The sequence below is a fragment of the Meiothermus ruber DSM 1279 genome (assembly GCF_000024425.1).
Classification (GTDB): domain Bacteria; phylum Deinococcota; class Deinococci; order Deinococcales; family Thermaceae; genus Meiothermus; species Meiothermus ruber.
In genome coordinates this window covers 1,875,170-1,898,882 of sequence record NC_013946.1, presented here as the reverse complement: position 1 = coordinate 1,898,882, position 23,713 = coordinate 1,875,170, and the positions used below count along the sequence as shown (strand labels likewise).

The following is a 23,713-nucleotide window of genomic DNA, read 5'->3' as shown; positions in this document are numbered from 1 at the left end:
TCAGCGGGGTGCAAGCCAGAAGGGCAGTAAGCGCGGCTCCCTGGCTTTTACCTGGTGCTGCGCCGAGAGCCTGCTGGCGTTGTAAAGGCCCCCAGCGCTGGCAGCATCAAAGCTGAAGCCCTCCAGGTTGAGGCTGGTGGGTGGGAAGGGGCTCGGGGCCAGGGGCAGCCAGTCGGTTAGGGGAAGGCTCACCTGCACCGCGCTAAACGACCAGTCAAGCTCGAGGTTATCGCGCAAACTCCAGTCACTCTGCCAGCCGTTGGTGGCGGTGTTGGAAGGAGCCGGAACACAAGGGGATTGGGCGGCCGCACAGCTCTGGGCGAGGTTGGGAATGGGGTAGCTGGTGGTACCACCCACCCAGCGGCGCGAAAGGTGGAGGTGCCACACCAGGTTGGTGCTGGGGGCCACCGCCAACTGCTCGAGCTTCAGGCTGAACAGTTGGCTGCCGCTGCCCGACCACGAATACGGGCTCCAGGTGGTCTGGAAGCGGTTGTTTTGCAGGTTCAGATGGGCTTCCGGCAGGCTCAGGAAGCTGGCGCTCAGGTTCTGGGGGTTGGCAAAGCCCCGCAGCGCCTGCCGGGAACGCAGGCTCAGGTTGCTGAAGGTGGTCTCGCGGGCATAGAAAACATAGAACTCGTTGGCCAGCCGCCGGCTGGTGGGGATGGCGCCGTAGGATAGATCGGCGGCCTGTTGCTGGCTGTCCGCCAGGTAAAGGGTCTGGGTGGTGGGGGTCAGGTAGGCCAGGTAGCTCAGGCCCTGGGCGGCGGGGTTGGGGTTGGTCAGGGTGGCGGTGTAGGTGCCCTCGAGCGCGAAGGAGGCAGAACCTTGCATATCCAGGTCGAGGCTCTGCCGACCGCTCAGGGTGTAGCTGCGCTGGAACAGGGCCCGGTCGGCCTGGAAGTAGGTTCCTGGTGGGGTGGGTGGTAGGTAGCGCACGGCCATCAGATCGGCGGTGCCCTGCCGCACGCCTTGCAGCAGGTAACCGGGGTAGGCTGGGGTGGGGGGGAAGTCGGCTGTTCGGGCCGGATCCACAAAGTCGCTGGCCGTGCCAAAGGCCACCTGGGCATGACGGCCATCCAGGTTGGTGAGCTGTCCACTGAGGTCTGAGAAGGCGCCGCTGCTGGCAGCCGGGGGGCAGGACAGGCTCAGCGTGCGCACCTCGCTTAGGGTGAGCTGATAGACGCTCACCTGATGGGTGGTGAGGCCGGCCTCGGTTTTGCTGCACACCACCGCCCAGCCATAGCGTTCTGCGGCGTTGCTGACGCGCAGGCGGTAGCTGCCGGCGGTGGGTTGTACTACCTGCCAGGCTCCACTATCGTCCTGGGCGGCAACCCAGACGGCTCCGGTAGCGGTAAGCCCGGCCTGATCAAACACATTTAGCAGTACCAGAGCGGTGCGCTCGAGCGTGCCTTGCACGCCCCGCACCCGTAGCACATAGTCTCCCAGGGGCAGGTCGGGGGCAGCGGAGATGGTAAGGGTGGAATGGGGGCCCTCTGGTTCTGCTGGTGCAAAGGTTGCGCTGATGCCAGGGGGTAGCGGGGTGCCGTCGAAGCGCTCGAGGCTCAGGGCGATGGGGCCGGACAAATTGACACGAGTAATTGTGATGGTCTCGCTGCTGGTTCCGCCCCGCTGAAGGCTGAGATTCTGGGTCAGGTTGAGCTGGAAGTCGGGCTCTGGCAGGGCTTCCAGGACTGTGAGGGTGAAGTCCAGGGTGCGCTCGAGGCTGCCCCAGGTGGCCTTGATGCGCAGGGGGTAGGGGCCTGTGGTAGCGGTGGGGGCCGCTGCAAGCCGCAGAATCGAGACGGTGGTGCTGGGCTGGCCGGGGCTGAAGGTCGCGCTCAGGCCGGGCGGCAGGGGGCGGCCGTCCTGCTGCTCGAGGGTCAGTACCACCACGCCCTCGAGGTTGATGCGCCGCACGTCAACTAAAAGATCTGCATGCTGCCCCTGGCGGATGGAGGGGGTGGGGTTGTCCAGGAATAACTGCAAGTCGGGTTGCTGGCTGGGTTCTATCTGCAAGGGTAGGTCGTTGGTGGCGCTTATGGATCCCTGGGCAGCCCTTACCCGCAAGTTAAAGCTGCCCACGGCTGCACTGCTCGAGGTCTGAACCCGTAGGGTGGCGGTGTCGCCGGTTGTGCTGGAAGGGGTAAAAGAGGCGGTTACGCCTTCTGGTAAAGGGTCAGGCAGATCCAGTGCTACCACTCCAGGCAGATTCTGGCGCACAAGGGTAATGTTGACCTCTCCGGCCCCGCCCGGCACAAGGCGCAGGCGGTCTGGGGAAAAGTTGATCTGTAGGGCGGGTTCCAGCGCAGGGCGGGTGCAGCCTGCCAGTGCCAGTAAAAGTAGAGTGGACAGGTGAAGCCAAAATCTAAACAACCCCAGCAATAAGCGCATAATCCACCTTTATGCTTTTGAGGCTAGCATTCCTGAAAAAGCTGTCAAGCAACGGGGCGTTACGTGGTGGGGTAGGATATGAGAAGTTGCTCAAGGGGGTTCAATCCACTCCCCATGAGCATCTGATGCGGTGGGTTTGTAATGCTACTGCATATGCTCCGCTATCTATGGGTGCTGGCCGTTGCGATGACGGCCTGTGGCGGCACTCTTGAGTTCACCGCTCCAAATCCCACCCCACCATCCAGCCCCGCCCCGGGTGGATGGTGGAAGCCTGGGGTGGATACCACCTGGCACATCCAATACACCGGTACGCTCGATAAAAACCGTCAAGTAACGGCCTACAACCTCGATCTGTTCGATACCCCGGCCAGTGTGGTACAGGAGCTGGCGGCGCGTGGGGTAAAGGCTGTCTGCTACCTGAGTGCGGGTTCCTGGGAAAACTGGCGGCCTGACAGGAACCTGTTTCCACCTGAGGTGCTGGGCCGCAACTACGACGGCTGGCCTGGGGAGCGCTGGCTGGATATCCGACAGATTGACAAGCTGGCCCCCATTCTGCGGGCCCGGCTCGATCTCTGTAAGCAAAAGGGCTTTGTGGGTGTAGACCCTGACAACGTGAACGGCTACCAGAACAACACCGGTTTTCCCCTTACGGCCCAGGATCAGCTTCGCTTCAACCGTTGGTTAGCTGGCGAAGCCCACCAGCGCGGCCTGGCTATCGGACTCAAAAACACCACCGAGCTGCTCCCACAGCTCATCAACGACTTCGATTTTCTGGTCACCGAGGAATGTTTTGCCCAGGGTTGGTGCAACCAGACCCGGCCCATGGTGCAGGCTGGCAAGCCGGTGCTGAACATCGAATACACCGACACCCGCATCAAGAGCGCCTCTCAGTTTTGTGCTAGCAGCGTTAGCCTGGGCATTTTCTCCATCTTGAAGCGGCGTGAACTGGATGGCTGGGTAGAGGAGTGCAGGTAACTCCCCCGTTAAGTCAGGATAAAAAGCCCTAGACGCAAAAATCTCACCGAGCCCTGGGGGCTCGAGTGCGTTTTGCACATGCCATGAGCGGGAGCGTAAGGGCGGGTCTGAACTATTGGGCACGGCTTTGACAGGGCCAAAAGCCTATCTTTGAAAAGTATGTGGGGTTTTTTAGGCCCATGAAATGTTATTGAGTTCTAAGTGAAAAGGTGCATTAATGTAACGTGCGGTAACTCAAGGAATCTACTACTGCGTTTGACCATCTTCTTCTACCCTTAGACTTGGTAAGGCGGCCTCAGGGGTTTAAGTCCATCTCATTTTAGATTAAGGGTTCACTAGCGGATGAATAGGACACAGATTGCGCCTCTTTTAGCTCTGCTTGTACTGTTGCTATCCGGATGCAGCCTGCAGAAAAACAATTCGGGCCAGGTATCGGATGGTTCGGCCCAGACACCCTCCATGCCCCGTTTTGAGGGGGCCCCGGTGGCCCTGCCGCTGCAGCAGCCAGACGCCAACCGTCCCCTTCCCAGGGTGCAGATTCCCAGCTCGAGCCGGTCTCGTCCAGGGAGCGTGCAGGCGCAGGGGCTGCCGGCAAACCGTGTGGCCCTGCGCATCCTGGTGATTGGCCCAACCCCCGAAGACCCCGGTCTGCAGGCCTGGCGGGCTTTGCTTGACCAACTAGGGGCCAACTATGAGGTTCTGATCGCCTCTACACAGGCCCTGACCCCAAGCGTGCTGGAAGATAGCGCTGGTGGGCGCTTCCAGGCCGTCTTGCTGGCCAGCAACAACCTGGCTTACGAAGTATCACCGGGGGTTTTTGCCAGCGCTTTTGATGCGGATGAGTGGAATCGGCTCTGGGACTACCAGCGCCGTTATGCGGTTCGTTTGGTTTCGCTTTACACCTTCCTTGGAACAGGCGATCCGGTTTTCAATTACGCCGAACCCGAGGACTACTGCATGCGCGCTGTGCGGCCCGCTGGTGATGAGGGTGTGCGCACCGATAACCCGGCCACCAATCCGCCGGGCGATCCACCCCTTTACCCGCCGGTGCGGATGACCCTTACTCCCGAAGGACGGGGCGTGTTTAGCTACCTCAATCCAAGTGCAGAAATCCCCATTCAAAACGCCTATCTTTACCCGGCTCGTCTGGCGACGCCCGAGGAGTCACCCGGCTGTTCGGCACAGCCGCTTTTGCAGGACTCGAGCGGCAATGTGCTGGGGGTGTTGAGCAGGTCTTCTGATGGACGGGAGCGCATCGCCCTGACCTTTGCCAGCAACCCCTACCTGCTGCACACCCAACTGCTGGGCTATGGCCTCGTTCGCTGGGCCACGCGGGGGCTGTTCATCGGGGAGCGGCGGCATATTCTGGCGGTCGACGTGGACGACTGGGGCCTCGAGTCCGACTGGTGGGATGAGGCCCTCCAGCCCGGCGACCCCCTGCGCTACCGAAGCGAGCCTTTCCGGATATCGGCGCAGGATGCGTGGTCGGTGTACCAGCAACAGCGCCGGCTCAATGCCAGCTACCCGCTCAGCAATGGCTTCATGCTCAATCTGGTCTTCAACGGTCGCGGGGTGAACCTCGGCGTGGCGGCCAGTTGCAACCCAGGGGTGTCCAGCGGCGACCCTCTGTCCAGCCTGACCAAGTGCCTGGCCAGCCGGATGCGCTGGGTCAACCATACCCGCGATCACCCCTCCATGGACAACATCACCGACCCAGCGGCGCTGCGCTTCCAAATTGCCGAGAACACCCGCTTAGCCAACCAGATGGGCCTTTGGTACAGCCCCAAAACCCTCAAAACCGGCGAACTTTCGGGCCTGGGCTGGTACCGGAGCCCTGCCCCAGCGCCGGTGGTTCCCCCGGCCTTGCCTTCGGACTGCCCGGCGGTTTCGGGGCCCACCGGCCCCGGTGCGGATGAGCCGCGCAAGGACTTTGGTTTGATTTGCGCCAACCAGGCCATGCTGGATCGCGCGGTTGAGCTGGGCATTCGCTACATCCACGGCAACTACTCGGTGGGTAGCCACAAACCCCCCTGTCCCATCTGCGGCGTGGCGCTGCGCCCAAACCTGCTGATGATTCCGGTCTGGCCCACCAACATTGCCTACACCGTGACCACCCCGGCTGAGGCCGCCTCCTTTTACAACTACATCTATGCGCCCGGTGGGCGCTTCCCATACTGGCCCAGGGCGCTTACTTACGAGGAAATCCTCGAGCAGGAGACCAACCTGGCCCTCCACCACCTGCAAACTAGCGCCAGCTCCCACTACTTCCACCAGGCCAACCTGCGGGAGTATGCGCCGGGGCGCAGCCTGGTTTTCGATTACCTCGAGCGCTTAATGCAGAAATACACCAGCTATTACAGCATCCCGGTGCTCAATCCTTCCTGGGACGAGATTGGCGCGTATGTGGCTGAGCGTACTCAACACACAGCTCTGCTCCGGGCAGGCATCACCGCTTTTTGGGATCGCGGCCAGGGTCGGGTCACAATCTCTGCGCCTGCCGGAACTTCCGGGGTGCTGTTTTTTACAGGGGCTGCGCAGGGGGTGAGCTGGGTGTACGGTGGGGATACCGTTTCAAAAGTGAGCCTGTCGGCCGGGCAGGAACTGCGTTTTTCCTACTACCCTGGGGAGTAGGAGAGGGGCGGGACAGATTCTATGAGGATTGCCCTGGTTACCGAAGGAACCTACCCCTTTGTGGAAGGAGGGGTGAGTGTATGGTGCGATCAGCTTATCCGCGGGCTCCAGGAGCTCGAGTTCGAAGTAATCGCCCTTACCAGCAACGGCCTGGAAAAAGCCGTTTATCCTGCACCTGCCAATCTAAAAGGCGTGGTGAATTTTCCCTTGTGGAGCTCGGTGCGCCGGGGTCGCTCCAGGAACCGGGCTTCCCACTGGTTTAACCAGGTACACCACAGCTTTGTAAACGCCCTGGTAAGGCCCAACTGGGGCACCACCTATTTTCTTTGGGCCTTAAAGGCGATGGCTGGCTACGCCCGGCAGGCCGACCTTGGAGAGGCTTTGCTGAGCGAAGCCTCGATTGGGCGCCTGATTAAAGCCTGGAAGGAGTGCCAGTCCCAGGATACCTCCAGCGCAGGACTACCAGAATTAACCCTACAGGACGCCTTGCTGGCTACAGACCTGCTCGAGCACCTGCTCCGTCCTTTGCAGTTTATTCCGCCCAGAGCCGCGGTCTATCACGCTGTTTCTAACGGGCCTGCAGCCTTGGTTGGAATGGTGGGCAAATGGTATCACCAGGCTCCTTTTGTGCTTACCGAGCATGGGGTGTACCTTCGGGAGCGCTATCTAAGCTACCTTCAGGCGCCCTATAGCTCTTCGGTACGAATCCTAATTCTGAACTTTTTCCGCTTGCTCTCGAGCGCGGCCTACCGCATGGCCGATCTGATCGTGCCGGTCTCGGAGTACAACCGCCGCTGGGAGGAACGCAACGGGGCTTTTCCTTCCTCTATTCGACCGATACACAACGGCATCGACCCAACGCAGTTTCCGCCACCCGCAGTAGAACCCGATCTGCCAACACTCGTTTTTGTAGGCCGTATCGACCCCCTTAAAGACCTGCATACCTTGATTGAAGCATTTGCATACACCAAAGAGCAGGTTCCCAATGCTCGCTTGCGCATTTTTGGTCCTACTCCAAAGGGCAACGAGCCTTATCGAGCGAGCTGCGAAGAGCTTATCGTTAGGTTGGGACTGCAGGGGGCAGCGAGCTTCGAAGGCCGTGTTTCACCAGTCGCAAAGGGCTATCAGGCCGGCCATGTGGTGGTGCTGAGCAGCATCTCGGAGAGTTTCCCTTACGCGGTGATTGAGGCTATGTCGTGTGAGCGGGCTACAGTTTCCACCGATGTGGGGGGGGTGGCGGAGGCGGTAGGGGATGCAGGCATTCTGGTGCCGGCCCGCGACCCTGTGGCTATGGGCAAGGCATGCGTTGAGCTCTTGCTCGATGATGAACGTCGAATTGCTTTGGGTAAAGCGGCGCGGGCCCGGGTGCTCAAATACTTTACCCTCGAGCGTTTTCTGAACGACTACCGGAAAATGTACCAGGACGTGGTTTTCGCGGCTCAAGCCGGGCGAGTTCCTGTCCAAGAAGAAGCGAAAGATAGGGCTGATCTGATGCTGGTAGGTAGTGGTGAGGCTGTTACATGAGATTCCTTACCCCCGACAGGGTCTGTTACGATGCATATATCTGTGTGGTGGGGTATCGTGGAGCCTCATTGAGAAGGTGGGCAAGGCAATGGATGGTAGGATGCACCCTCCTGTCACAACTTCGCAGGAGCGCATGCAAATTTGAACCGTTGGCGGAAGGCCGGTGGGACACCTCGAGGAGTGGCAGTCGGCATGAGCCAGCGTACAGAGTTTTATAGCGAGCGGGGGGTGGCGGTCTTAGCCAGCTACACCCGCACTGGTTACCCGGTGGGTGCCACGGATCGCCTAACGCCGCTGTTGCAACACCTCGGGCCGTTGATTGAAACCGCAGTGGATGCCCAGCAGGTGGCTGCGGTGCTCGAGGCTCACGGCTACAACGACCGAATGGTGCTGGAACGCTACGGATACCCCAATGTGTTTGAGCTGGCGGAAGCGCTCTATCGGATAGCGCCGCGTCGAGCGGCTGCTTCCAGACGTAAAGCCAATCGCCTGCCCGAAACTTTACGAGAGCTTTCGCATGGGCTTTTTTACGGGATGCCCGGCCTGTTTTTTCCGGCGATTTTTGCCTGGGTGGGTGCCCGGGAAGCCACCCTCGGCCTGATTTTATCGGCGATTCTGGGCTGGGCTTGGAGCCAGGGCATGATTCGCCTGGCCTATGTGTTGATGGGCCGTGGGTTTGCTGCTGAGGCCCGTAAGCTCTTGCAAACCATGTTTTTTCTGGGCCTGGGGCCGGCTTTACTAGTTTCATTGCTTCTACAGGCCGACCTGGCCCTCGCGGTCTTGGTGGTTTTACAGACGGCTTATCATATGGCCTCGAGCATCCTGCTTTTGTATAAACGCGAGCTGTGGCTGCTGCTGGCCGCTCTACCGGCGGTGCTGGCTGGGGTGCTGTTTTTGTGGTTTCCCGAGCTGCTGGGCGCCACCGGCACGGTTACGGTCATGATGGGCTCCGTCCTGCTGAGCGTGGCGGCCGCGCTGCTGGAGCTTCGAACCAGGGCCGGCCACTCGCCCTGGAAGGTGCTGCAAAAAGCCGACTGGCTGGATGCGATCCCGCTGGTGCTGTATGGGCTCTTTAGTGCGATCTTTGTTTTCATCAACCCCTTCTGGCACTGGGTTACCGGCACCTCCATTGTGCTGGGCCTGGCGGTGGTGCCGCTGGTGCTGAGCATGGGCGGGCTGGAATGGCAGTTGCGGGTTTTTTTGGAGCGGGTGAGCTTGCTGCTGGCCAGCACCAGCGACCTGAGGGTGTTTGCCCGTAACATCAATCGCATTTTTCTATCTGCGCTGGCTTCGTATGCCGCGCTGTTGCTAGTCCTAAGCCTGCTGACCAAGGTATTTTTCGGCCTCAACAGCCCGGCGTCGGAGGTCTTTTTGCTCGCAAACTTTTTACTGGGCATTGGGTTTTTCGTGGCTTTTACCCTCACCTCCATGAACCGTACCTTGAGGGTTTTGCTGGGCATGCTGCTGGCGTTGCTGGTTTATGCCGTGGCGTTTGCCCTGTCCATCCAGGGCCTGCTCCCCCTGGATGAGTCGGTGAGCTATCTGATCGGGTGTGGGGTTTTTACCAGTTACCTGCTGCTGGTGGCTTTGCCAGTTTTACGTGAATTGCGCAACTACCAGTGAGGCGAAGGATGTACCGCAAGGAAGCCTTGGCTTTTTACTACGGCAAAGGACGCCTACAACAACTGCGCCGCTATGCCCAGGTGGTCTTGCAAACCTGGGCCTATACCCCTATAGAGCTTCAGTGGCTGCGCCGCCAGGGCACCCGGCCACTGGCCTACTTGAGCCTGGGCGAGGATCAGCCCACCCCGGCGCCATGGCACCGCAAGACCCGCAACCCGGACTGGAACACGGTTTATGTAGACCCGGCCCACCCCGACTGGATTAGAAGCCGACTGGATGAGGCCCAGAAGGCCATTGATATGGGATTTGAGGGTTTGTTTTTAGATACCCTAGATACCGTAACCCTCAACCCCCAGGATCGGGGCGCCATGCTCCAGCTCATAGCCCAGTTGCGCGCCCTGGTGGGCTCCAGGCGGCTGTACGCCAACCGTGGGTTTTATCTTCTGCCCGAGCTTTCGAGCCTGGTTGACGGGGTGGTTCTGGAGTCGTTTTCCACCACCTGGACGCCCAGGGGCTACCGGGTGCTGCCCGCCTACGAACTCGAGTACAACCTGAGCTGCCTATTTCGTTTGCAGGGGTTGGGCCTCGAGCTCTATGCGCTGGACTACACCGATCGTTTCTGGCTCGAGGGTTTTGCTCGAGCCCGGGCGATGTACTACGGGTTGCCGACCTTTGTTAGCAACCGCGACCTAACCCGGCTATAGATTAATCCTGGTCTGGCTGGAGGTACTGCTTGCCAAAGGCGTGGGGTAGCAGGGCGCCCACGGTGGTGTGTAGCTCGGGGCCGTCGGCGCTCAGGCAGTGCACGGGCACACCGGGATGGGCGAACTCGCTTAGCACCTGCCGGCAGCCGCCGCAAGGGGTGGCCGGCTGTGCCCCCCGGCTGAGCACCCAGACCTCGGCGATCTCGCGTTCTCCGGCCGAAACCATCTGTAAGGTGGCCGACTGCTCAGCGCAGCGCGAGAGGGGGTAGGCGGCGTTTTCGACATTAACCCCACCGTACAGCCGGCCCGACCCCGACTTAATCACCGCTGCCACAGCGAAGCCTGAGTAGGGTGAGTAGGAGCGTTCCAGGAGCTGGTAGAGCAGTTCGACTATCTCTTGAGGCGTTTTGGACACGGCCCTAGCATACCTTAGAGACTGTCGTAAAAGTCTGCTATGCTTGAAGGGTGGCTTCTACACGTAGATTTTACCCCAGCGATTTGACGGACGAGGAGTGGGCCATCCTGGAGCCCTTGATCCCCGCCCCCAAGCCGGGAGGCCGCCCTGCAAAAGTGCCTAGAAGGGAGATCGTAAACGCCATACTCTACGTCCTGGAAAACGGCATCAAGTGGCGGGCCATGCCCCATGACTTACCCCACTGGTCCACGGTCTACCACTACTTCCGCAAGTGGCAGAAGGAAGGGGTTTGGGAGAAGGTAGCTCAGGTTCTGGCCCGTCGTGACCGGGAGCGGGAAGGACGGTATGCCTCCCCGAGTGCCCTGGTCATGGACAGCCAGTCGGTGAAGACGAGTGAAAAGGGGGGCCCCGGGGGAACGACGGGGCGAAAAAGGTCAAAGGGAGAAAGCGGCAGATCCTGACGGACACGGGAGGTCGTTTGCTCAAGGTCTACGTGCACCCGGCCAACGAACACGACAAGTGGGGTGGGAAGGTCCTTCTGGAGGGGATGGACCTCGTCTATTGGTCGAGGGCACGGAAGGTCTTCGTGGACTGGGGGTACCGGGGTCTCAAGGGGCTAGCTGCCTCCCTAGGGTTGGAGCTGGAGGTGGTAGCCCATCCCTATGCGGGGGTGCGTGGGGTGTGGGTGAAGGAGGCTTCCCCTCCCCCGGAGATTGTGCGGGTGGAGGGGTTCAAACCGTTGCCCAAGCGGTGGGTGGTGGAAAGGACGTTTGCCTGGATGGGGCGGAGCCGGCGGTTGGGGAAGGATTACGAGTACTATCCCGAGGTAACGGAGGCCTGGATGTATTTAGGCATGATACGCTTGTTGGTGAAGCGGCTGGCTAGGGCCGTCTGAGGCCTGATGGGAGACTTTTACAACAGTTTCTTATACCGGTTCCGCTTGAATCCTTCATCTTTGGGCGTAATCAAAGGTGAGAAGTTCAAGCCGACCAAAGGGGTGGGCGTGCATTCCCGCAGTGGCGTTTAGGCTTGCAAACCAGGCAAACCACCCGGCCATAGGGGGCCATAGGGTAGGCTGTGGGCCATGTCCCAGAGCTTTGAAGAACAACTGCGGCGCCTGGCCGAGGTAACGGTCAGGGTGGGGGTGGGCCTGCAACCGGGTCAGAAGCTCTTCATCAACGCCAACCTCGAGGCCCGACCGCTCACCCGGCGGGTGGTGGAGGAAGCCTATAAGGCAGGCTCGAGGCTGGTGGTCACCCAGTTCTACGACGAACAGCTCAGCCTGGCGCGCTACCGCTATGCCCCACGGGATTCTTTCGAAGAGTACGCTACTTTTATGGTGGAGGCCCGGCTCAAGGCACTGGATGAGGGCTACGCCTGGCTCAGTATCCTGGCCGACGACCCCGAAATACTGCAGGGACAGGACCCCGAGCTAATCCGTCAGGCTTCGCAAACGGCGGCCCGGTACAGCAAGCCCTTCTCGGATCGGATTAGCGGGTTTGCCACCAACTGGTGCATCATTGGGGCCGCCTCCCCGCGCTGGGCCCAGATGGTCTTCCCGGACGAGCCGCCTCAACGGCAGATGGAGTTGCTGTGGGAGGCCATCTTTAAGGTGAATCGGGTAGACCAGACCGACCCCCTGGCGGCCTGGCAGGCCCATCTGGACGGCCTCGAGCGCCGCGTGCAGCAGCTCAACGCCAAGCGCTACGCCGCCCTGCACTTCCGGGGGCCCGGCACCGACCTGCGGGTAGGGCTGGCCGACGGCCACCTCTGGGCGGGCGGGGCGGGCCGGGCCCAGAACGGGGCCCGCTGCGTACCCAACCTGCCCACCGAGGAGGTGTTCACTACCCCCCACCGCGAACGGGTGGAGGGCTGGGTGCAGAGCACCAAGCCCCTGAGCCTGCACGGCCACCTGCTCGAGGGCCTCCGGATGCGCTTCGAGCAGGGCCAGGTGGTCGAGGCCCACGCCGAGCGGGGCCAGGAGATCCTGCACCACCTGCTCCAGACCGACGAGGGAGCCCGGCGGCTGGGGGAGGTGGCGCTGGTGCCCCATAGCTCGCCCATCGCGCAGTCGGGGTTGCTTTTTTACGAAGCCCTCTACGACGAAAACGCCGCCAGCCACCTGGCCCTAGGCGCCAGCTACGACGAGTGCCTGCAGAACGGCCACCACCTCACCCCCGAACAAAAACGGGCCGCCGGTGCCAACCACAGCCTGATTCACATCGACTGGATGATTGGCTCCGAGCAGGTGGACGTGGACGGCATCACCCCAAGCGGCGGGGTCGAACCCTTGATGCGCCGGGGGGAATGGGTGGACTGAGTACCTGAGCTCATGCGATAGACTTGGGGCAGAAGGGAGGGGTTGTGTGAGCTACCGTCAGACCTGGCCGGGGGCCCGCGAATTCCACGTTTCCAAAGAGGCGCGGGATTTCTATCAGTTTGATCTGTCGCTGTTCTCGCTGAGCGGCAACGTCATCCTGGCCGACTTTGAGGCGGCCCGACGCTTCGCCGAGGCCATGAATGCCAAGCGCGACCTGCTGCGGCACCCCGAGCAGGCCGTGCACCCCAGCCAGATCAACGCCATGGGCCTGATTGACGAGCTGCTGCACCTCATCGTGCGGCAGTACCTGGAAGCGCACCCCCACGCCATGCAGGAGGCCCTGGCGGCCCTGAAGCGCAACCTGGGCCCCGATGCGGTAGAACAGGCCCTGCGCGCCTTTGCCGCCCTCTTCCCCCCCATCCGGGTTTACCGGGGCGAGATCAGCCTGGACGAATACCTGGCGGATACCACCGAGGGCCGCTCCAACCGGGAGATTCAGTTGGAGGAGATGCTCCTGTTGTGGATGGCCAACGCCAACCCGGCCTTCGCCCCATTCGCCGAGCTGTTCGATGATGAAACCCTCGAGCGCACCACCGCCTACCTGCCCATCATCCAGAACCTGGAGACCTTCTTCGAGGGCCAGCCGGCCTTCGGCCAGAGCGGGCTTTCCCTTTTCAAAACCCTGCGGCTGCCGGCCCTGCAGCACCCCCATTCGCTGGAAGCCCAGCTCGAGTTTCTGCTACAGCGCTTTGGCGGCAGCCTGGGGCGCTTCTACTACCGGATGCTGGTTGGCCTCGACGTGATCCGCGAGGAAGGGCGCTCGTTTGCCGCGCCGGTTCACTTTGACGGGCCGGGCGGTGGGGGTGGGGGCGAAAGTGAGATGCTGGACATCCGGCGGCTCCTCTCCGAGCCCGAACCCGAGGCCTTCAGCCCCGACCTGGACTGGATGCCGCGCTGCGTCCTGATCGCCAAGAACACCTATGTCTGGCTGGATCAGCTCTCCAAAAAATACCGCCGCGAGATCAGAACCCTCGACCAGATTCCCGAGGAGGAGCTGGCCCAACTGCAAAGCTGGGGGGTGACGGGCCTGTGGCTCATTGGGCTTTGGGAGCGCAGCAAAGCCTCAGCGCGCATCAAGCAGCGAATGGGCAACCCCGAGGCCATCGCCTCGGCCTACGCGCTGTACGACTATGTGATTGCCAGAGAGCTGGGGGGTGAGGAGGCCCTCGAGGTGCTCCGGCAAAAAGCCGCCCGTCACGGCCTCCGCCTGGCCTCGGACATGGTGCCCAACCATGTGGGCATCGACGGGCGCTGGGTGATGGAGCACCCCGACTGGTTTATCCAGCTTCCCTACCCGCCCTACCCCAGCTACACCTTCAACGGGCCGGATCTGTCGTCCGACGAGCGGGTGGGCATCTTCCTGGAAGACCACTACTACGACAAGACCGACGCGGCGGTGGTGTTCAAATGGGTTAATCGGCAGACCGGCGAGGTGCGCTACATCTACCACGGCAACGACGGCACCGCCATGCCCTGGAACGACACCGCCCAGCTCAACTACCTGCTGCCCGAGGTGCGCGAGGCGGTGATCCAGGCCATCCTGCACGTGGCCCGGCAGTTTCCCATCATCCGCTTCGACGCGGCCATGACCCTGGCCAAGCGCCACGTCCAGCGGCTATGGTGGCCCGAGCCGGGGGGCTCGCCCTGGGGGGCCTCGGTGCCCAGCCGGGCCGCCTTCGCCATGAGCAAAGAAGACTTCGACCGGGCCATGCCCAGGGAGTTCTGGCGCGAGGTGGTGGATCGGGTCGCGGTGGAGGCCCCCAACACCCTGCTGCTGGCCGAGGCTTTCTGGATGATGGAGGGCTATTTCGTGCGCACCCTGGGTATGCACCGGGTCTACAACTCGGCCTTCATGAACATGCTGCGCGACGAGAAAAACGCCGAGTACCGGCAGATTGTGAAAAATACGCTCGAGTTCGAGCCGGAAATCCTCAAGCGCTTCGTCAACTTCCTCAACAACCCCGACGAAAAAACCGCCATCGAGCAGTTTGGCAAGGGCGACAAGTACTTCGGGGTGATGACCCTGTGCGCCACCCTGCCGGGCCTGCCCATGCTGGGCCACGGGCAGGTGGAGGGGCTCACCGAACGCTACGGCATGGAGTACCGCCGGGCCTACTACGACGAGGCCCCCGACGAGGGCCTGATCGCCTACCACCAGCAGCAGATCTTTCCCTTGCTCAAAAAGCGCCACCTGTTTGCTGAAGTAGAGAATTTCGTGTTCTACGACGCCCAGACCGGCGACGCAGTCAACGAGGATGTGTTTGTTTATTCAAACCGCGCGGGCAGCGAGCGGGCTTTGGTGGTGTACCACAACAAAAACGCCGAGACCCAGGTCTGGGTGCGGCAGTCGGTGGCCCAGCCCTTCAAAACCGCACAGGGCCGCGAGACCCGGCGGGTGGGGCTGGGGCAGGGTCTGCAGCTCAGCTACGACGCCCGCACCTTTAGCATCTTCCGCGACCTGGTGACGGGCCTCGAGCACCTGCACAGCAATCAGGCCCTGCACGAGCAGGGGCTCTACCTGGAGCTGGGCCCCTACCAGCGCAAGGTGTTCCTGGACTGGCGCGAGGTCTACGACGCCGACGGCACCTACGCCCGCCTGGCCCAGATGCTCTCCGGGCGCGGCGTTCCCAGCGTGGACGAGGCCCGGCAGGAGCTCTGGCTGGGGCCCATCCTGCAACCTTTCCGCGCGCTGGTGAGCCCGGCCCTCTTCCGCAGGCTGCTGGCCGCTCGGGGCGGGCTGGACGGGGCTTTGCGGGAAGAGGTACAGGAGAAACTTCTGGCGCTGTACAGGGGCATCGAGGCGCACGTCGAGGGCAACCTGGCCTTGCTGCCGGTACAGCAGGTGCTGGATGGCCTGGCGGGGGTGCTCGAGGCCGGCCTGCACGACGATCTAGTGACCGGCGGCGCGCTTTTGGGCTGGGCCTTCACCCGCGGCCTGGGGAGCCCGGCCCGCCTGGAGGAGTGGCGCCTGGGGCGGGTGCTGGAGCAGACCCTGGCTGAGCTGGGCCTGGAGGAGGCCGCCGCCCGGCGTGCGGTGGGCCTCACCCGGCTGCTGCTGGCCCAGAGTGAGCTGGCGCTGAAGCCAGGCCGCCTACCCCAGCAGATGCCCAGGCTACTGCAAGACCCCGCCGTGCAAAGTTTTTTAGGGGTCAACCGCTTCGAGGGACGGGTCTACTTCAACCGCGAGGCCCATCAGGCCTGGCTCGAGGGCCTGGGGAAGCTGGGGCAGGCCCTGTACCTAGCACAGAGAAAACCTGCGGCCCAGCACGAGAAGCTGCGCACGACCTGGCAAACCCTTCAGTACAAGCTCGAGCAGGCCGCCCTGGACTCGGGTTTTACGGTGGACGGGTATCTGCGAGCCATTGCGCAAAAACCCACGCCTCCAAAAACCCGATCCCCCCGCAAGGCCTCCAGTCGGGGTTCCTCGACCGCGGAGACCCAACCCACAAAAAGCTCACCCAAAACGGTCGAGGCGCCCAGAACCTCAAGCCCCCAGGACGACCTCGAGCGCATCAAGGGCATCGGCCCCAAAATCGCAGCAGCACTACAGGCTGCAGGCATCTCCACCTACGCCCAGCTTGCCAAAGCCAGAGAAAGCACCCTTCGCGCGGTGCTGGCCCAGGCCGGCATAAGGCTGGCCCCCAGCCTGGGCACCTGGGCCAAACAGGCATCCTACCTGGCCAAGGGTGATGAGCAGGGTCTGGCCAACTACCTGCGGCGCCAACGGTCATCCAAGCGTGGGCTGTAATTCGGTGACCTCGGGCCGCAGGTTGAGCTTTTCGATGTACTCGAGGTAATCGGCTTCACTCAGGGGATATTTGCCGGCCACCGCCACAATGAACGCCTCCATCACGTTGGTGCCGAAGCTGCGACCCGCCAGGCGGGGGGTGGTGGTGATCAGCCGGGCAATGCCCCGCGCGCGCATGAACTCCAAGTCCTCCGGGGTGGTGGTGTTGGTCAGGATGACCTTGCCCTGCATGTTGGGCGGCATGAAGCGGCGCATAAAGTGCCAGTCCCCGGCCACCACATCGGCCCATTCGAAGTAGCGCTGGCGCCAGTCTTGCACCTCTTTTTCCTGTTTTTCACCGGTGGGATAGAGCCACTGGAAGGGAAGCTGGGTGATGATGGGCAGCAAAATGTAGGCGATTTTTTGCAGCAGCGAGAGGCGGTAAAGCGGGATGGGCACCCCCAGGCCAAAAATCAGGTCGCCAAAGAGCGTCCGGGCCCCCGCGGCATCCAGTGCTTCGGCCAGCCCAAAGCGGTCTACCGCGCTGGGCACCAGCACCTTTTTGTCTTTCCAGCCAATCTGCGGCTCGAGCAGCCGGATGGCGTTGCGCTCGAGGGTGTGCTTCAGCCCCGAGCCGTCCAGCATGGGGGTCTTCCGGGCGGCCCGGGCCATGCGCGCGGCGTCGCGGAAGGTATAGCGGCGGTTACCCGCGTACACGTAGAGGTCGGCCCCGCCCAGCCCAAAGGCGTCTACCTTTCCATCCAGTTCCTTTACCAGCTCGATGGCCTTCTCCCAGCTCCCATCGGTGCCGATGCGCTCGAGTACAAAGGTCTCCCCCAGGCTCTCCACATACACCTCGGCTTTGGAGTTGCGCCTGGAGGAACCTATCGAAACACTGACCACGTGCTTGGGCATGGCTCACACCCTACTATTACAGTTCAAAACGCATCCGCTGTTCATGGTGCAACCACCAGCCGAATCAGGCCTACCAGCCCCAAGCCCGCCGCCAGGGCCCATAAAACCTGCGCTGTACGCTTGCTGGCCGCGCCCTGGGCGGCCAGCGCCCAGACCAGCAAACCCAGCAGCGCGGCCCCCAGGGCCAGGGTAAAAAGCAGCGCGGGCAGGTTCGAAAGAACCGTCTGAACCATTCAAACCCCCAACAGGGACTTCACCTCGGCGGCCACCCGCTCTTTGGTGAAGCCCAGCTTGCTGTACACATCAGCATAAGGAGCGCTGGCGCCAAAGCGATCGAGCCCCACCGCTTTGTGGGCGTAGCGTTCCCAGCCCAGCGTCGTACCGGCCTCGAGGGCCAGGGTGGGCAGGCTTTTGGGCAGGATGGCCTGGCGGTAGTCCTCGGGCTGGGCCTCGAAGGCCTCCCAGCAGGGCAGCGAGACCACCCGCACCGCAACCCCCTCTTCGGCCAGCAGTTGCTGGGCTTCCAGCGCCAGGGCCACTTCCGAGCCGGTCGCCACAATGGCCGCCTGGGGGTTTGGCACCTCGGAGAGGATGTAACCCCCGCGCTCCACCCCCTCGAGGCGCACCCCCGCCAGCACCGGCAACGCCTGGCGGGTCAGGATCAGGGCGGTGGGGCCGTCGGTGCGCGCCAGGGCCAGCTTCCAGGCCGCCGCGGTCTCGTTGGCGTCGGCGGGGCGTACCACCCACAGGTTGGGGATGGCCCGCAGGCTCATGAGGTGCTCGATGGGCTGGTGGGTGGGGCCGTCCTCCCCAACCGCTATCGAGTCGTGGGTGAAGACAAAAACCGTGGGGGTGCCCATCAGGGCCGCCATACGGATGGCCGGGCGCATGTAGTCCGAAAAGACCAGAAAAGTACCCCCATACGGGCGCAGCGCGCCGCTCAGGGCGATGCCGTTCATGGCCGCGCCCATGGCATGCTCCCGCACCCCGTAGCGGATGTACCGCCCGCCGGGGTTTTCGGGGCCAAAATCGGTCATATCGGGGGTGCGGGTGTTGTTGGAGGGGGTGAGGTCGGCGGAACCGCCCATCAACTCGGGCAGCACCGGAACCAGCTTTTCCAGCACCTTACCCGAGGCCGCGCGGGTGGCTAGCTTCTCCCCGGCGCTAAAGCGGGGGAGGTGGCTTTCCCAGCCCAGGGGGAGCGCACGGCCCAGGCGGCGCTGGAACTCGGCGGCTTTTTCGGGGTGGGACTTGGCAAAAGCCTCAAATTTCCTCTGCCACTCGGCCTGGGCTTGCTGGCCCCGCGCGATGGCCTGCCGGTAGTGGGCGTACACCTCCTCCGGGATTTCAAAAGGCGCATACGGCCAGCCCAGGGCCTGCCGGGTGGCCGCCACCTTCTCGGGCCCCATGGCGTCGGAGTGGGCTTTGTGGTGGCCGGCCAGGGGCGAGCCAAAGCCGATGATCGAGCGCACCGAGATCAGGCTGGGGCGGGGGTCGGCCTGGGCTTCGCGCAGGGCGGCCCGGATGGCCTCGAGGTCTTCCCCGTGCACCCCCGGCACCACGTGCCAGCCGTAGGCCTCGTAGCGCTTCAGGCGGTCTTCGGTGAAAGCCAGCGCGGTGCTGCCGTCAATGGAGATCTCGTTGTCGTCGTAGAGCACAATCAGCTTGCCCAGCCGCAGGTGCCCGGCCAGCGAGGAGGCCTCGGCGCTCACCCCCTCCATCAGGTCGCCGTCCGAGGCGATGACGTAGGTGTAGTGTTCGGCAATTTCGCCAAACTCAGCCACCAGCTTGCGCTCGGCAATGGCCATCCCGACGGCAGTCGAAATACCCTGCCCCAGGGGCCCGGTGGTCACCTCGACGCCGGGGGTGTGGCCGTACTCGGGATGCCCGGGGGTCTTGGAACCCCATTGGCGGAAGCGCTTGAGCTCCTCTAAGGACAGGTCGTAGCCGGTCAGGTGCAGCAGGGCATAGAGCAGCATCGAACCATGCCCCGCCGAGAGCACAAAGCGGTCTCGAGCCGGCCAGTGGGGGTCTTTGGGGTTGTGCTTCAGAAACTCCGTCCACAGCACATACGCCGCTGGGGCCATGCCCATCGGCATCCCAGGGTGGCCGGACTTGGCCTGCTCAACCGCGTCCAGGGCCAGCATGCGGATGGCATCAATGGAAGCTTTTGCAATGGGGGGTATCTGGGTCATACCCCGCAATCATACCGTTTTGAGGTCTTTTTACCGAAGTATGCGCGGGACGTTTGCTGCCACACGTTGATTCGAGCGAAACAACCCGTCGAAAGACGTTTCAAAAAGGACAACCTCTTGGTCTTTTTGAATCCGGTCAGGGGGACATTTTTCCCTGGGACACATGTCCTCTAACCAAGTTCTTAGACTCCCCCCCAAGGGGGAAGCATGCCATGGAAGAAAAAGAACAACGACCCATTGGCGCCTTGCTGGTAGTTGGCGTGGTCACGGTTTTTATCCTGGCCTTTTGGTTTTTCCACTTCTTTATGCATCTTGCAAGGGGGTAGGGCATGGAACACCAGGAGCACATCATCGAGCGCTACGAACGGGCCTGGATCTTCTTCGGCCTGGCCATGATTGCAGTTTTCATCATCCTGGTGGGCTATCTGATGCTCACCATGGGCAACACCAACCCGGTGGGGGCAGGCCGCATCGACGCCACCAAGGTGCGCACCGAGGGAGACTTTGCCAACCCACGGGTTGAGCAGGTCGGCAACGAGTACGTGGCCTATGTGCAGGCCTTTGCCTTTGGCTACCTGCCAGCGGAGATGCGGTTCAAGGTGGGCAGGAAGGTAACCTTCTATATCACCTCACCCGATGTGCAGCACAGCTTCCACGTACACAACACCAACATCAACGTACAGGTGATACCGGGGGAAATTGCCAAGGTCAGCTACACCTTCAGCAAACCCGGTGAGTATCCCATCATCTGCAACGAATACTGCGGCATCGGCCACGCCAACATGATCAGCAAACTCATTGTGGAACCGTAAAAGGAGTGCTCAATGGCGGTCAAAACCCTGTTCAACTACGATGCCTACGCATCTGCACCCGAAAAGAAGTACGCCCTGTACATGATGATGCTGGGCTTTGCGGCCCTGGCCTTGGGCACGTTTTTTGGCCCCCTCCAGGCCATGAACTACGGTGGCCTCGATCTGTATCCGCTGCTCAAACCGGTGTTTCAGAGCTACTACCAGGGGCTGACCCTCCACGGGGTGCTCAATGCCATCGTGTTCACCCAGCTTTTCGCCCAGACCATCATGGTCTATCTGCCAGCGCGGGAACTGGGCCTGCGGCCCAACATGACCCTGGCCTGGGTCTCGTTCTGGATGGCGCTGGGCGGGCTGCTCCTGGCCGCTGTGCCCTTGCTGCTCAACGAAGCCTCGGTGCTTTATACCTTTTATGCGCCCCTCCAGGCGCACTGGGCCTTCTACCTGGGCGCGGCCATCTTTGTGCTCTCGAGCTACCTGAGCATCTACCTGGTGCTGGATATGTGGGCTCGCTGGCGCAAGGCCAACCCGGGCAAAATCACCCCCCTGGCCACCTTCATGGCGGTTACCTTCTGGCTGATGTGGTTCCTGGCCAGCCTGGGGCTGGTAGTGGAGGCGCTGTTTCTGATTGCCTGGTCGTTTGGGCTGGTAGCGGGGGTAGACCCGCTCTTGATGCGCACCCTGTTCTGGTACACCGGCCACCCCATCGTCTATTTCTGGCTGCTGCCGGCCTACACCCTGGCCTACGTAACCCTGCCCAGGCTGGCCGGGGGCAAGCTGGTCTCCGACCCTTTAGCGAGATTGGTTTTTATCCTCTTCCTGCTGTTCTCGGTGCCGGTGGGCTTCCACCACCAGTTCGCCGACCCCGGCATCGCCCCCTACTGGAAGATGATCCACACCGTCTTGACCATGCTGGTGGCGGTGCCCAGCCTGATTACCGCCTTTACCATCGCGGCTTCGCTCGAGGTCGCAGGCCGGGCCAACGGCGGTAAGGGCCTGCTGGGCTGGATTGGAGCCCTACCCTGGAACAACCCCACCGTGCTGGCCTTCTTGCTGGGCTTCCTGGCCTTCATTCCGGGCGGGGCCGGTGGTATGGTCAATGCCAGCTTCAACCTCAACCAGAACGTGCACAACACCGTCTGGATTCCAGGCCACTTCCACCTGCAAGTGGGCACCCTGGTGACCATGGCCGCCATGGGCACGGCCTTCTGGCTGATTCCCCACCTCACCGGCAAACCCCTCGTCGCCCGCGGAATGGCGGTGGCCTCACAGTGGCTGTGGTTCCTGGGCATGTTCATTATGACCTTCGCCCTGCACTGGATGGGCTTCCTCTATGCCATTCCCCGCCGCGCGCACATTTCCGGCAGCCCCATCGCCATGGAGGCCTACAAAGAAAGCGCGGCCTGGATGGCGCTGAACATCGTCTCAGGGGTTATCCTGTTCATCGCGGCCCTGCTGTTCTTCTACGTGATTTTCGCCACAGCCCTGCAAAACCGCCGGGAACCCAGCCGGGTACTCCCCGAGGTGCCCTTCACCGAGGTAATGTCCAAGCCCGAGGGCAGCGGGCTGGTGCAGCTCACCGAACGGGTCTGGTTCTGGTTTGGCCTTGCGGTGGTGCTGGTGGTGCTGGCCTATGGCCCGGTGCTCTTCCAGATGTTCACCAACATGAACCCCGTTCCGGGTCAGCGGCTCTGGTAGCTTCCCCCTCTCAGAAGAATGTCCCTGGATAAACCCAGGGGCATTCTTCAGTTATCCACAAGTTGGGCATAGAGTGGAGCTGGTGAATAAACTACCCCCCGCAGTATATGTTCTGGGTGCTGTCAGTTTTTTTACGGACATCGCCTCCGAGATGGTCTATCCGCTGCTCCCGCTGTTTCTAACCGGGGTGCTGGGGGCTTCTACTACGGTGGTGGGGCTGGTAGAGGGCGTTGCTGAGGCCACCGCCAGCCTGTTCAAGGTGGTTGGGGGGCGCATCTCCGATCGCATGGCCGCCAGGAAGCCGCTTATTCTGCTGGGCTACGGCTTCCCAGCCCTGCTGCGGCCCCTGCTGGCCCTGGCAATGGCCCCCTGGCAGGTGCTGGCCTACCGCTTTTTGGATCGGGTAGGAAAAGGGTTGCGCACCGCACCCAGGGACGCCCTGATTGCCGAGGCAGCCAGCCAGGATAGCTACGGGCGGGCCTACGGGTTTCACCGCGCCATGGACAGCCTGGGCGCAACCATCGGGCCGCTGCTGGCTTTTTTACTGCTACCCCTGTTGGGCTTTCGGGGGGTGTTCTGGGTTTCGGCCATACCGGCTCTTTTAGCCACCCTGGTCATTGTGCTTTTTTTACGAGAGAAGAGAAGCCAGGCCAGGCCCCTGCCACCCCTTCAGCTATCGGCTTTCTCCCTTCAATATCGCTGGTTTTTGCTGGTTACTGGGGTGGCCACACTGGGGCTTTCTTCCAATGCGTTTCTGATTCTACGCCTGAATGACCTGGGGTTAAGCGCAAGCCAGACCACCCTGGTCTACACCGCCTATAACCTGCTCTATGCCCTTATGGCCTATCCCTTGGGTTCGCTGGCCGACCGGGTGGGGGCTAAAGCCCTGGTAATGCTGGGCTTTATGACCTATGCCCTGGTCTACCTGGGATTTGGACTCAGCAACACCACCTGGCAGGGCGTCCTCCTGTTCCTGCTGTACGCGCTGTACAGCGCGGCTTTCGAAGGGAGCAGCCGGGCCTATCTGGCCCAGATCATCCCCGCAGCCGAAAAAGCCAGCGCCATTGGGCTTTACCATACCCTGGTAGGCCTGCTCCTGCTGCCGGCCAGCGCCCTGTTTGGTGCGCTGTGGCAGCATTTCGGTTCCAGTGTGGCTTTTTTTACCGCGGCCACCCTCTCCGCCGCCGCCCTGGTGCTATTTTGGCTTGACCCTACGTCCAGGCGCCGCTATACTTCTTAGCTGGCCCCTCTCATGGGCCATGAGGAAGCCCCGGTCAGCAGACTGCGGCTCACCCGACGAGGAGATACAGATGCCATTTACCAGAGAAGAAAAAGCTAGCGTTATCGAAAAACACGCCCACAAGCCTGGCGATACCGGTTCGACCGAGGTGCAGGTAGCCCTGCTCACCGAACGTATCAACCGCCTGTCGGCCCATCTCACAGTCAATAAGAAGGACATGGCGGCCAAGCGGGGTCTGCTGGGCTTGGTAGGTCAGCGCAAGCGGCTCTTGAGCTATCTGGAAAGTAAAGACAAGGCCCGCTACAAAGCACTGATCGAAAAGCTTGGGCTGCGCAAGTAAAAAACTTCCGGGGGCAACCCCGGACGTTCTCTATCGTGTACAATAGGTGTGACTCGGTAGGCGGGGCCGGGGGTTTGGCTCCGCCAAAACCTTAAAACACGCTTTGTTTTGTGTTCAGGCGTAATTACCAGCCCAGTGTTTCGTAT

At 62.0% G+C, this 23,713-nt stretch carries 19 protein-coding genes; 14 read left to right on the top strand and 5 right to left on the bottom strand.

The window, feature by feature from the left end:
- Positions 1–2,391: a COG1470 family protein gene (locus tag MRUB_RS09330; protein ID WP_013014097.1), complete on the bottom strand. Its 2,391-nt coding sequence runs from the start codon at positions 2,389–2,391 to the stop codon at positions 1–3.
- 153 nt (positions 2,392–2,544) lie between these two features.
- Between MRUB_RS09330 and MRUB_RS09325 the strand changes: the two genes are divergently transcribed.
- The 5 genes from MRUB_RS09325 to MRUB_RS09305 all read left to right on the top strand — a co-directional run bounded on the left by MRUB_RS09325 (position 2,545) and on the right by MRUB_RS09305 (position 9,848).
- Positions 2,545–3,366 (top strand): endo alpha-1,4 polygalactosaminidase, encoded by an 822-nt coding sequence (locus MRUB_RS09325; RefSeq protein ID WP_152024890.1) that lies wholly within the window; start codon positions 2,545–2,547, stop codon positions 3,364–3,366.
- Positions 3,367–3,825: 459 nt separating this feature from the next.
- The gene (locus MRUB_RS09320; RefSeq protein WP_013014095.1) at positions 3,826–5,997 is read left to right on the top strand and encodes an Agd3-related carbohydrate-binding protein; all 2,172 of its coding nucleotides are present in this window, start codon (positions 3,826–3,828) and stop codon (positions 5,995–5,997) included.
- A 21-nt stretch (positions 5,998–6,018) separates the two neighbouring features.
- Positions 6,019–7,521 (top strand): GT4 family glycosyltransferase PelF, encoded by a 1,503-nt coding sequence (gene pelF / locus MRUB_RS09315; RefSeq protein ID WP_013014094.1) that lies wholly within the window; start codon positions 6,019–6,021, stop codon positions 7,519–7,521.
- A 192-nt stretch (positions 7,522–7,713) separates the two neighbouring features.
- On the top strand, positions 7,714–9,144 hold the full coding sequence (locus MRUB_RS09310) for a hypothetical protein (protein ID WP_013014093.1): 1,431 nt from the start codon (positions 7,714–7,716) through the stop codon (positions 9,142–9,144).
- Positions 9,145–9,152: 8 nt separating this feature from the next.
- Positions 9,153–9,848: an endo alpha-1,4 polygalactosaminidase gene (locus tag MRUB_RS09305; protein WP_013014092.1), complete on the top strand. Its 696-nt coding sequence runs from the start codon at positions 9,153–9,155 to the stop codon at positions 9,846–9,848.
- Between the two features lies 1 nt (position 9,849).
- On the opposite strand, the gene cdd is transcribed toward MRUB_RS09305, so the two are convergent.
- On the bottom strand, positions 9,850–10,263 hold the full coding sequence (gene cdd / locus MRUB_RS09300; RefSeq protein WP_013014091.1) for a cytidine deaminase: 414 nt from the start codon (positions 10,261–10,263) through the stop codon (positions 9,850–9,852).
- 83 nt (positions 10,264–10,346) lie between these two features.
- On the opposite strand from cdd, the gene MRUB_RS15995 reads away from it, so the two are divergent.
- From MRUB_RS15995 to MRUB_RS09280, 4 genes are all read left to right on the top strand, one after another.
- The gene (locus MRUB_RS15995) at positions 10,347–10,724 is read left to right on the top strand and encodes an IS5 family transposase (RefSeq protein ID WP_015586853.1); all 378 of its coding nucleotides are present in this window, start codon (positions 10,347–10,349) and stop codon (positions 10,722–10,724) included.
- Positions 10,718–11,158 carry a transposase gene (locus tag MRUB_RS15990; protein ID WP_336470130.1) on the top strand — a complete coding sequence of 147 codons (441 nt, stop codon included), beginning with the start codon at positions 10,718–10,720 and terminating at the stop codon, positions 11,156–11,158. Before MRUB_RS15995 ends, MRUB_RS15990 begins: the two co-directional genes overlap by 7 nt.
- Before the next feature lie 189 nt (positions 11,159–11,347).
- Positions 11,348–12,583 (top strand): aminopeptidase, encoded by a 1,236-nt coding sequence (locus tag MRUB_RS09285; protein ID WP_013014089.1) that lies wholly within the window; start codon positions 11,348–11,350, stop codon positions 12,581–12,583.
- 46 nt (positions 12,584–12,629) lie between these two features.
- Positions 12,630–16,391, top strand: a complete 3,762-nt coding sequence (locus MRUB_RS09280; RefSeq protein WP_013014088.1) for an alpha-amylase family glycosyl hydrolase — start codon at positions 12,630–12,632, stop codon at positions 16,389–16,391.
- Here MRUB_RS09280 and MRUB_RS09275 read toward each other — a convergent pair.
- From MRUB_RS09275 to tkt, 3 genes are read right to left on the bottom strand one after another with little or no spacing between them, the layout of a single operon-like run.
- Positions 16,371–17,285 carry a hypothetical protein gene (locus tag MRUB_RS09275; protein WP_013014087.1) on the bottom strand — a complete coding sequence of 305 codons (915 nt, stop codon included), beginning with the start codon at positions 17,283–17,285 and terminating at the stop codon, positions 16,371–16,373. The genes MRUB_RS09280 and MRUB_RS09275 overlap by 21 nt on opposite strands.
- Positions 17,286–17,326: 41 nt before the next feature.
- Positions 17,327–17,518: a hypothetical protein gene (locus MRUB_RS09270; RefSeq protein ID WP_013014086.1), complete on the bottom strand. Its 192-nt coding sequence runs from the start codon at positions 17,516–17,518 to the stop codon at positions 17,327–17,329.
- Positions 17,519–19,480: a transketolase gene (gene tkt / locus MRUB_RS09265; protein WP_013014085.1), complete on the bottom strand. Its 1,962-nt coding sequence runs from the start codon at positions 19,478–19,480 to the stop codon at positions 17,519–17,521.
- 212 nt (positions 19,481–19,692) lie between these two features.
- On the opposite strand from tkt, the gene MRUB_RS09260 reads away from it, so the two are divergent.
- The 5 genes from MRUB_RS09260 (at position 19,693) to rpsO (ending at position 23,567) form a co-directional block, all read left to right on the top strand.
- A complete protein-coding gene (locus MRUB_RS09260; protein ID WP_013014084.1) occupies positions 19,693–19,806 on the top strand; it encodes a cytochrome c oxidase subunit 2A in 114 nt (37 codons plus the stop codon).
- Between the two features lie 3 nt (positions 19,807–19,809).
- Positions 19,810–20,292, top strand: coding sequence for a cytochrome c oxidase subunit II (locus MRUB_RS09255; RefSeq protein WP_013014083.1), 483 nt, complete (start codon positions 19,810–19,812; stop codon positions 20,290–20,292).
- A 12-nt stretch (positions 20,293–20,304) separates the two neighbouring features.
- Entirely contained in the window at positions 20,305–21,987 is a 1,683-nt protein-coding gene (locus MRUB_RS09250) for a cbb3-type cytochrome c oxidase subunit I (RefSeq protein WP_013014082.1), read from the top strand.
- Positions 21,988–22,069: 82 nt separating this feature from the next.
- A complete protein-coding gene (locus MRUB_RS09245) occupies positions 22,070–23,227 on the top strand; it encodes an MFS transporter (RefSeq protein ID WP_013014081.1) in 1,158 nt (385 codons plus the stop codon).
- 70 nt (positions 23,228–23,297) lie between these two features.
- Positions 23,298–23,567 (top strand): 30S ribosomal protein S15, encoded by a 270-nt coding sequence (rpsO, locus tag MRUB_RS09240; protein WP_013014080.1) that lies wholly within the window; start codon positions 23,298–23,300, stop codon positions 23,565–23,567.
- The last annotated feature ends 146 nt before the right edge of the window (positions 23,568–23,713 follow it).

Bases quoted from the DNA above. Each gene is read 5' to 3' on its own strand.
- MRUB_RS09330 (WP_013014097.1), bottom strand. From the start codon at position 2,391: ATGCGCTTATTGCTGGGGTTGTTTAGATTTTGGCTTCACCTGTCCACT.
- MRUB_RS09325 (WP_152024890.1), top strand. From the start codon at position 2,545: ATGCTCCGCTATCTATGGGTGCTGGCCGTTGCGATGACGGCCTGTGGC.
- MRUB_RS09320 (WP_013014095.1), top strand. From the start codon at position 3,826: ATGCCCCGTTTTGAGGGGGCCCCGGTGGCCCTGCCGCTGCAGCAGCCA.
- pelF (WP_013014094.1), top strand. From the start codon at position 6,019: ATGAGGATTGCCCTGGTTACCGAAGGAACCTACCCCTTTGTGGAAGGA.
- MRUB_RS09310 (WP_013014093.1), top strand. From the start codon at position 7,714: ATGAGCCAGCGTACAGAGTTTTATAGCGAGCGGGGGGTGGCGGTCTTA.
- MRUB_RS09305 (WP_013014092.1), top strand. From the start codon at position 9,153: ATGTACCGCAAGGAAGCCTTGGCTTTTTACTACGGCAAAGGACGCCTA.
- MRUB_RS09285 (WP_013014089.1), top strand. From the start codon at position 11,348: ATGTCCCAGAGCTTTGAAGAACAACTGCGGCGCCTGGCCGAGGTAACG.
- MRUB_RS09275 (WP_013014087.1), bottom strand. From the start codon at position 17,285: ATGCCCAAGCACGTGGTCAGTGTTTCGATAGGTTCCTCCAGGCGCAAC.
- MRUB_RS09270 (WP_013014086.1), bottom strand. From the start codon at position 17,518: ATGGTTCAGACGGTTCTTTCGAACCTGCCCGCGCTGCTTTTTACCCTG.
- tkt (WP_013014085.1), bottom strand. From the start codon at position 19,480: ATGACCCAGATACCCCCCATTGCAAAAGCTTCCATTGATGCCATCCGC.
- MRUB_RS09260 (WP_013014084.1), top strand. From the start codon at position 19,693: ATGGAAGAAAAAGAACAACGACCCATTGGCGCCTTGCTGGTAGTTGGC.
- MRUB_RS09255 (WP_013014083.1), top strand. From the start codon at position 19,810: ATGGAACACCAGGAGCACATCATCGAGCGCTACGAACGGGCCTGGATC.
- MRUB_RS09250 (WP_013014082.1), top strand. From the start codon at position 20,305: ATGGCGGTCAAAACCCTGTTCAACTACGATGCCTACGCATCTGCACCC.
- rpsO (WP_013014080.1), top strand. From the start codon at position 23,298: ATGCCATTTACCAGAGAAGAAAAAGCTAGCGTTATCGAAAAACACGCC.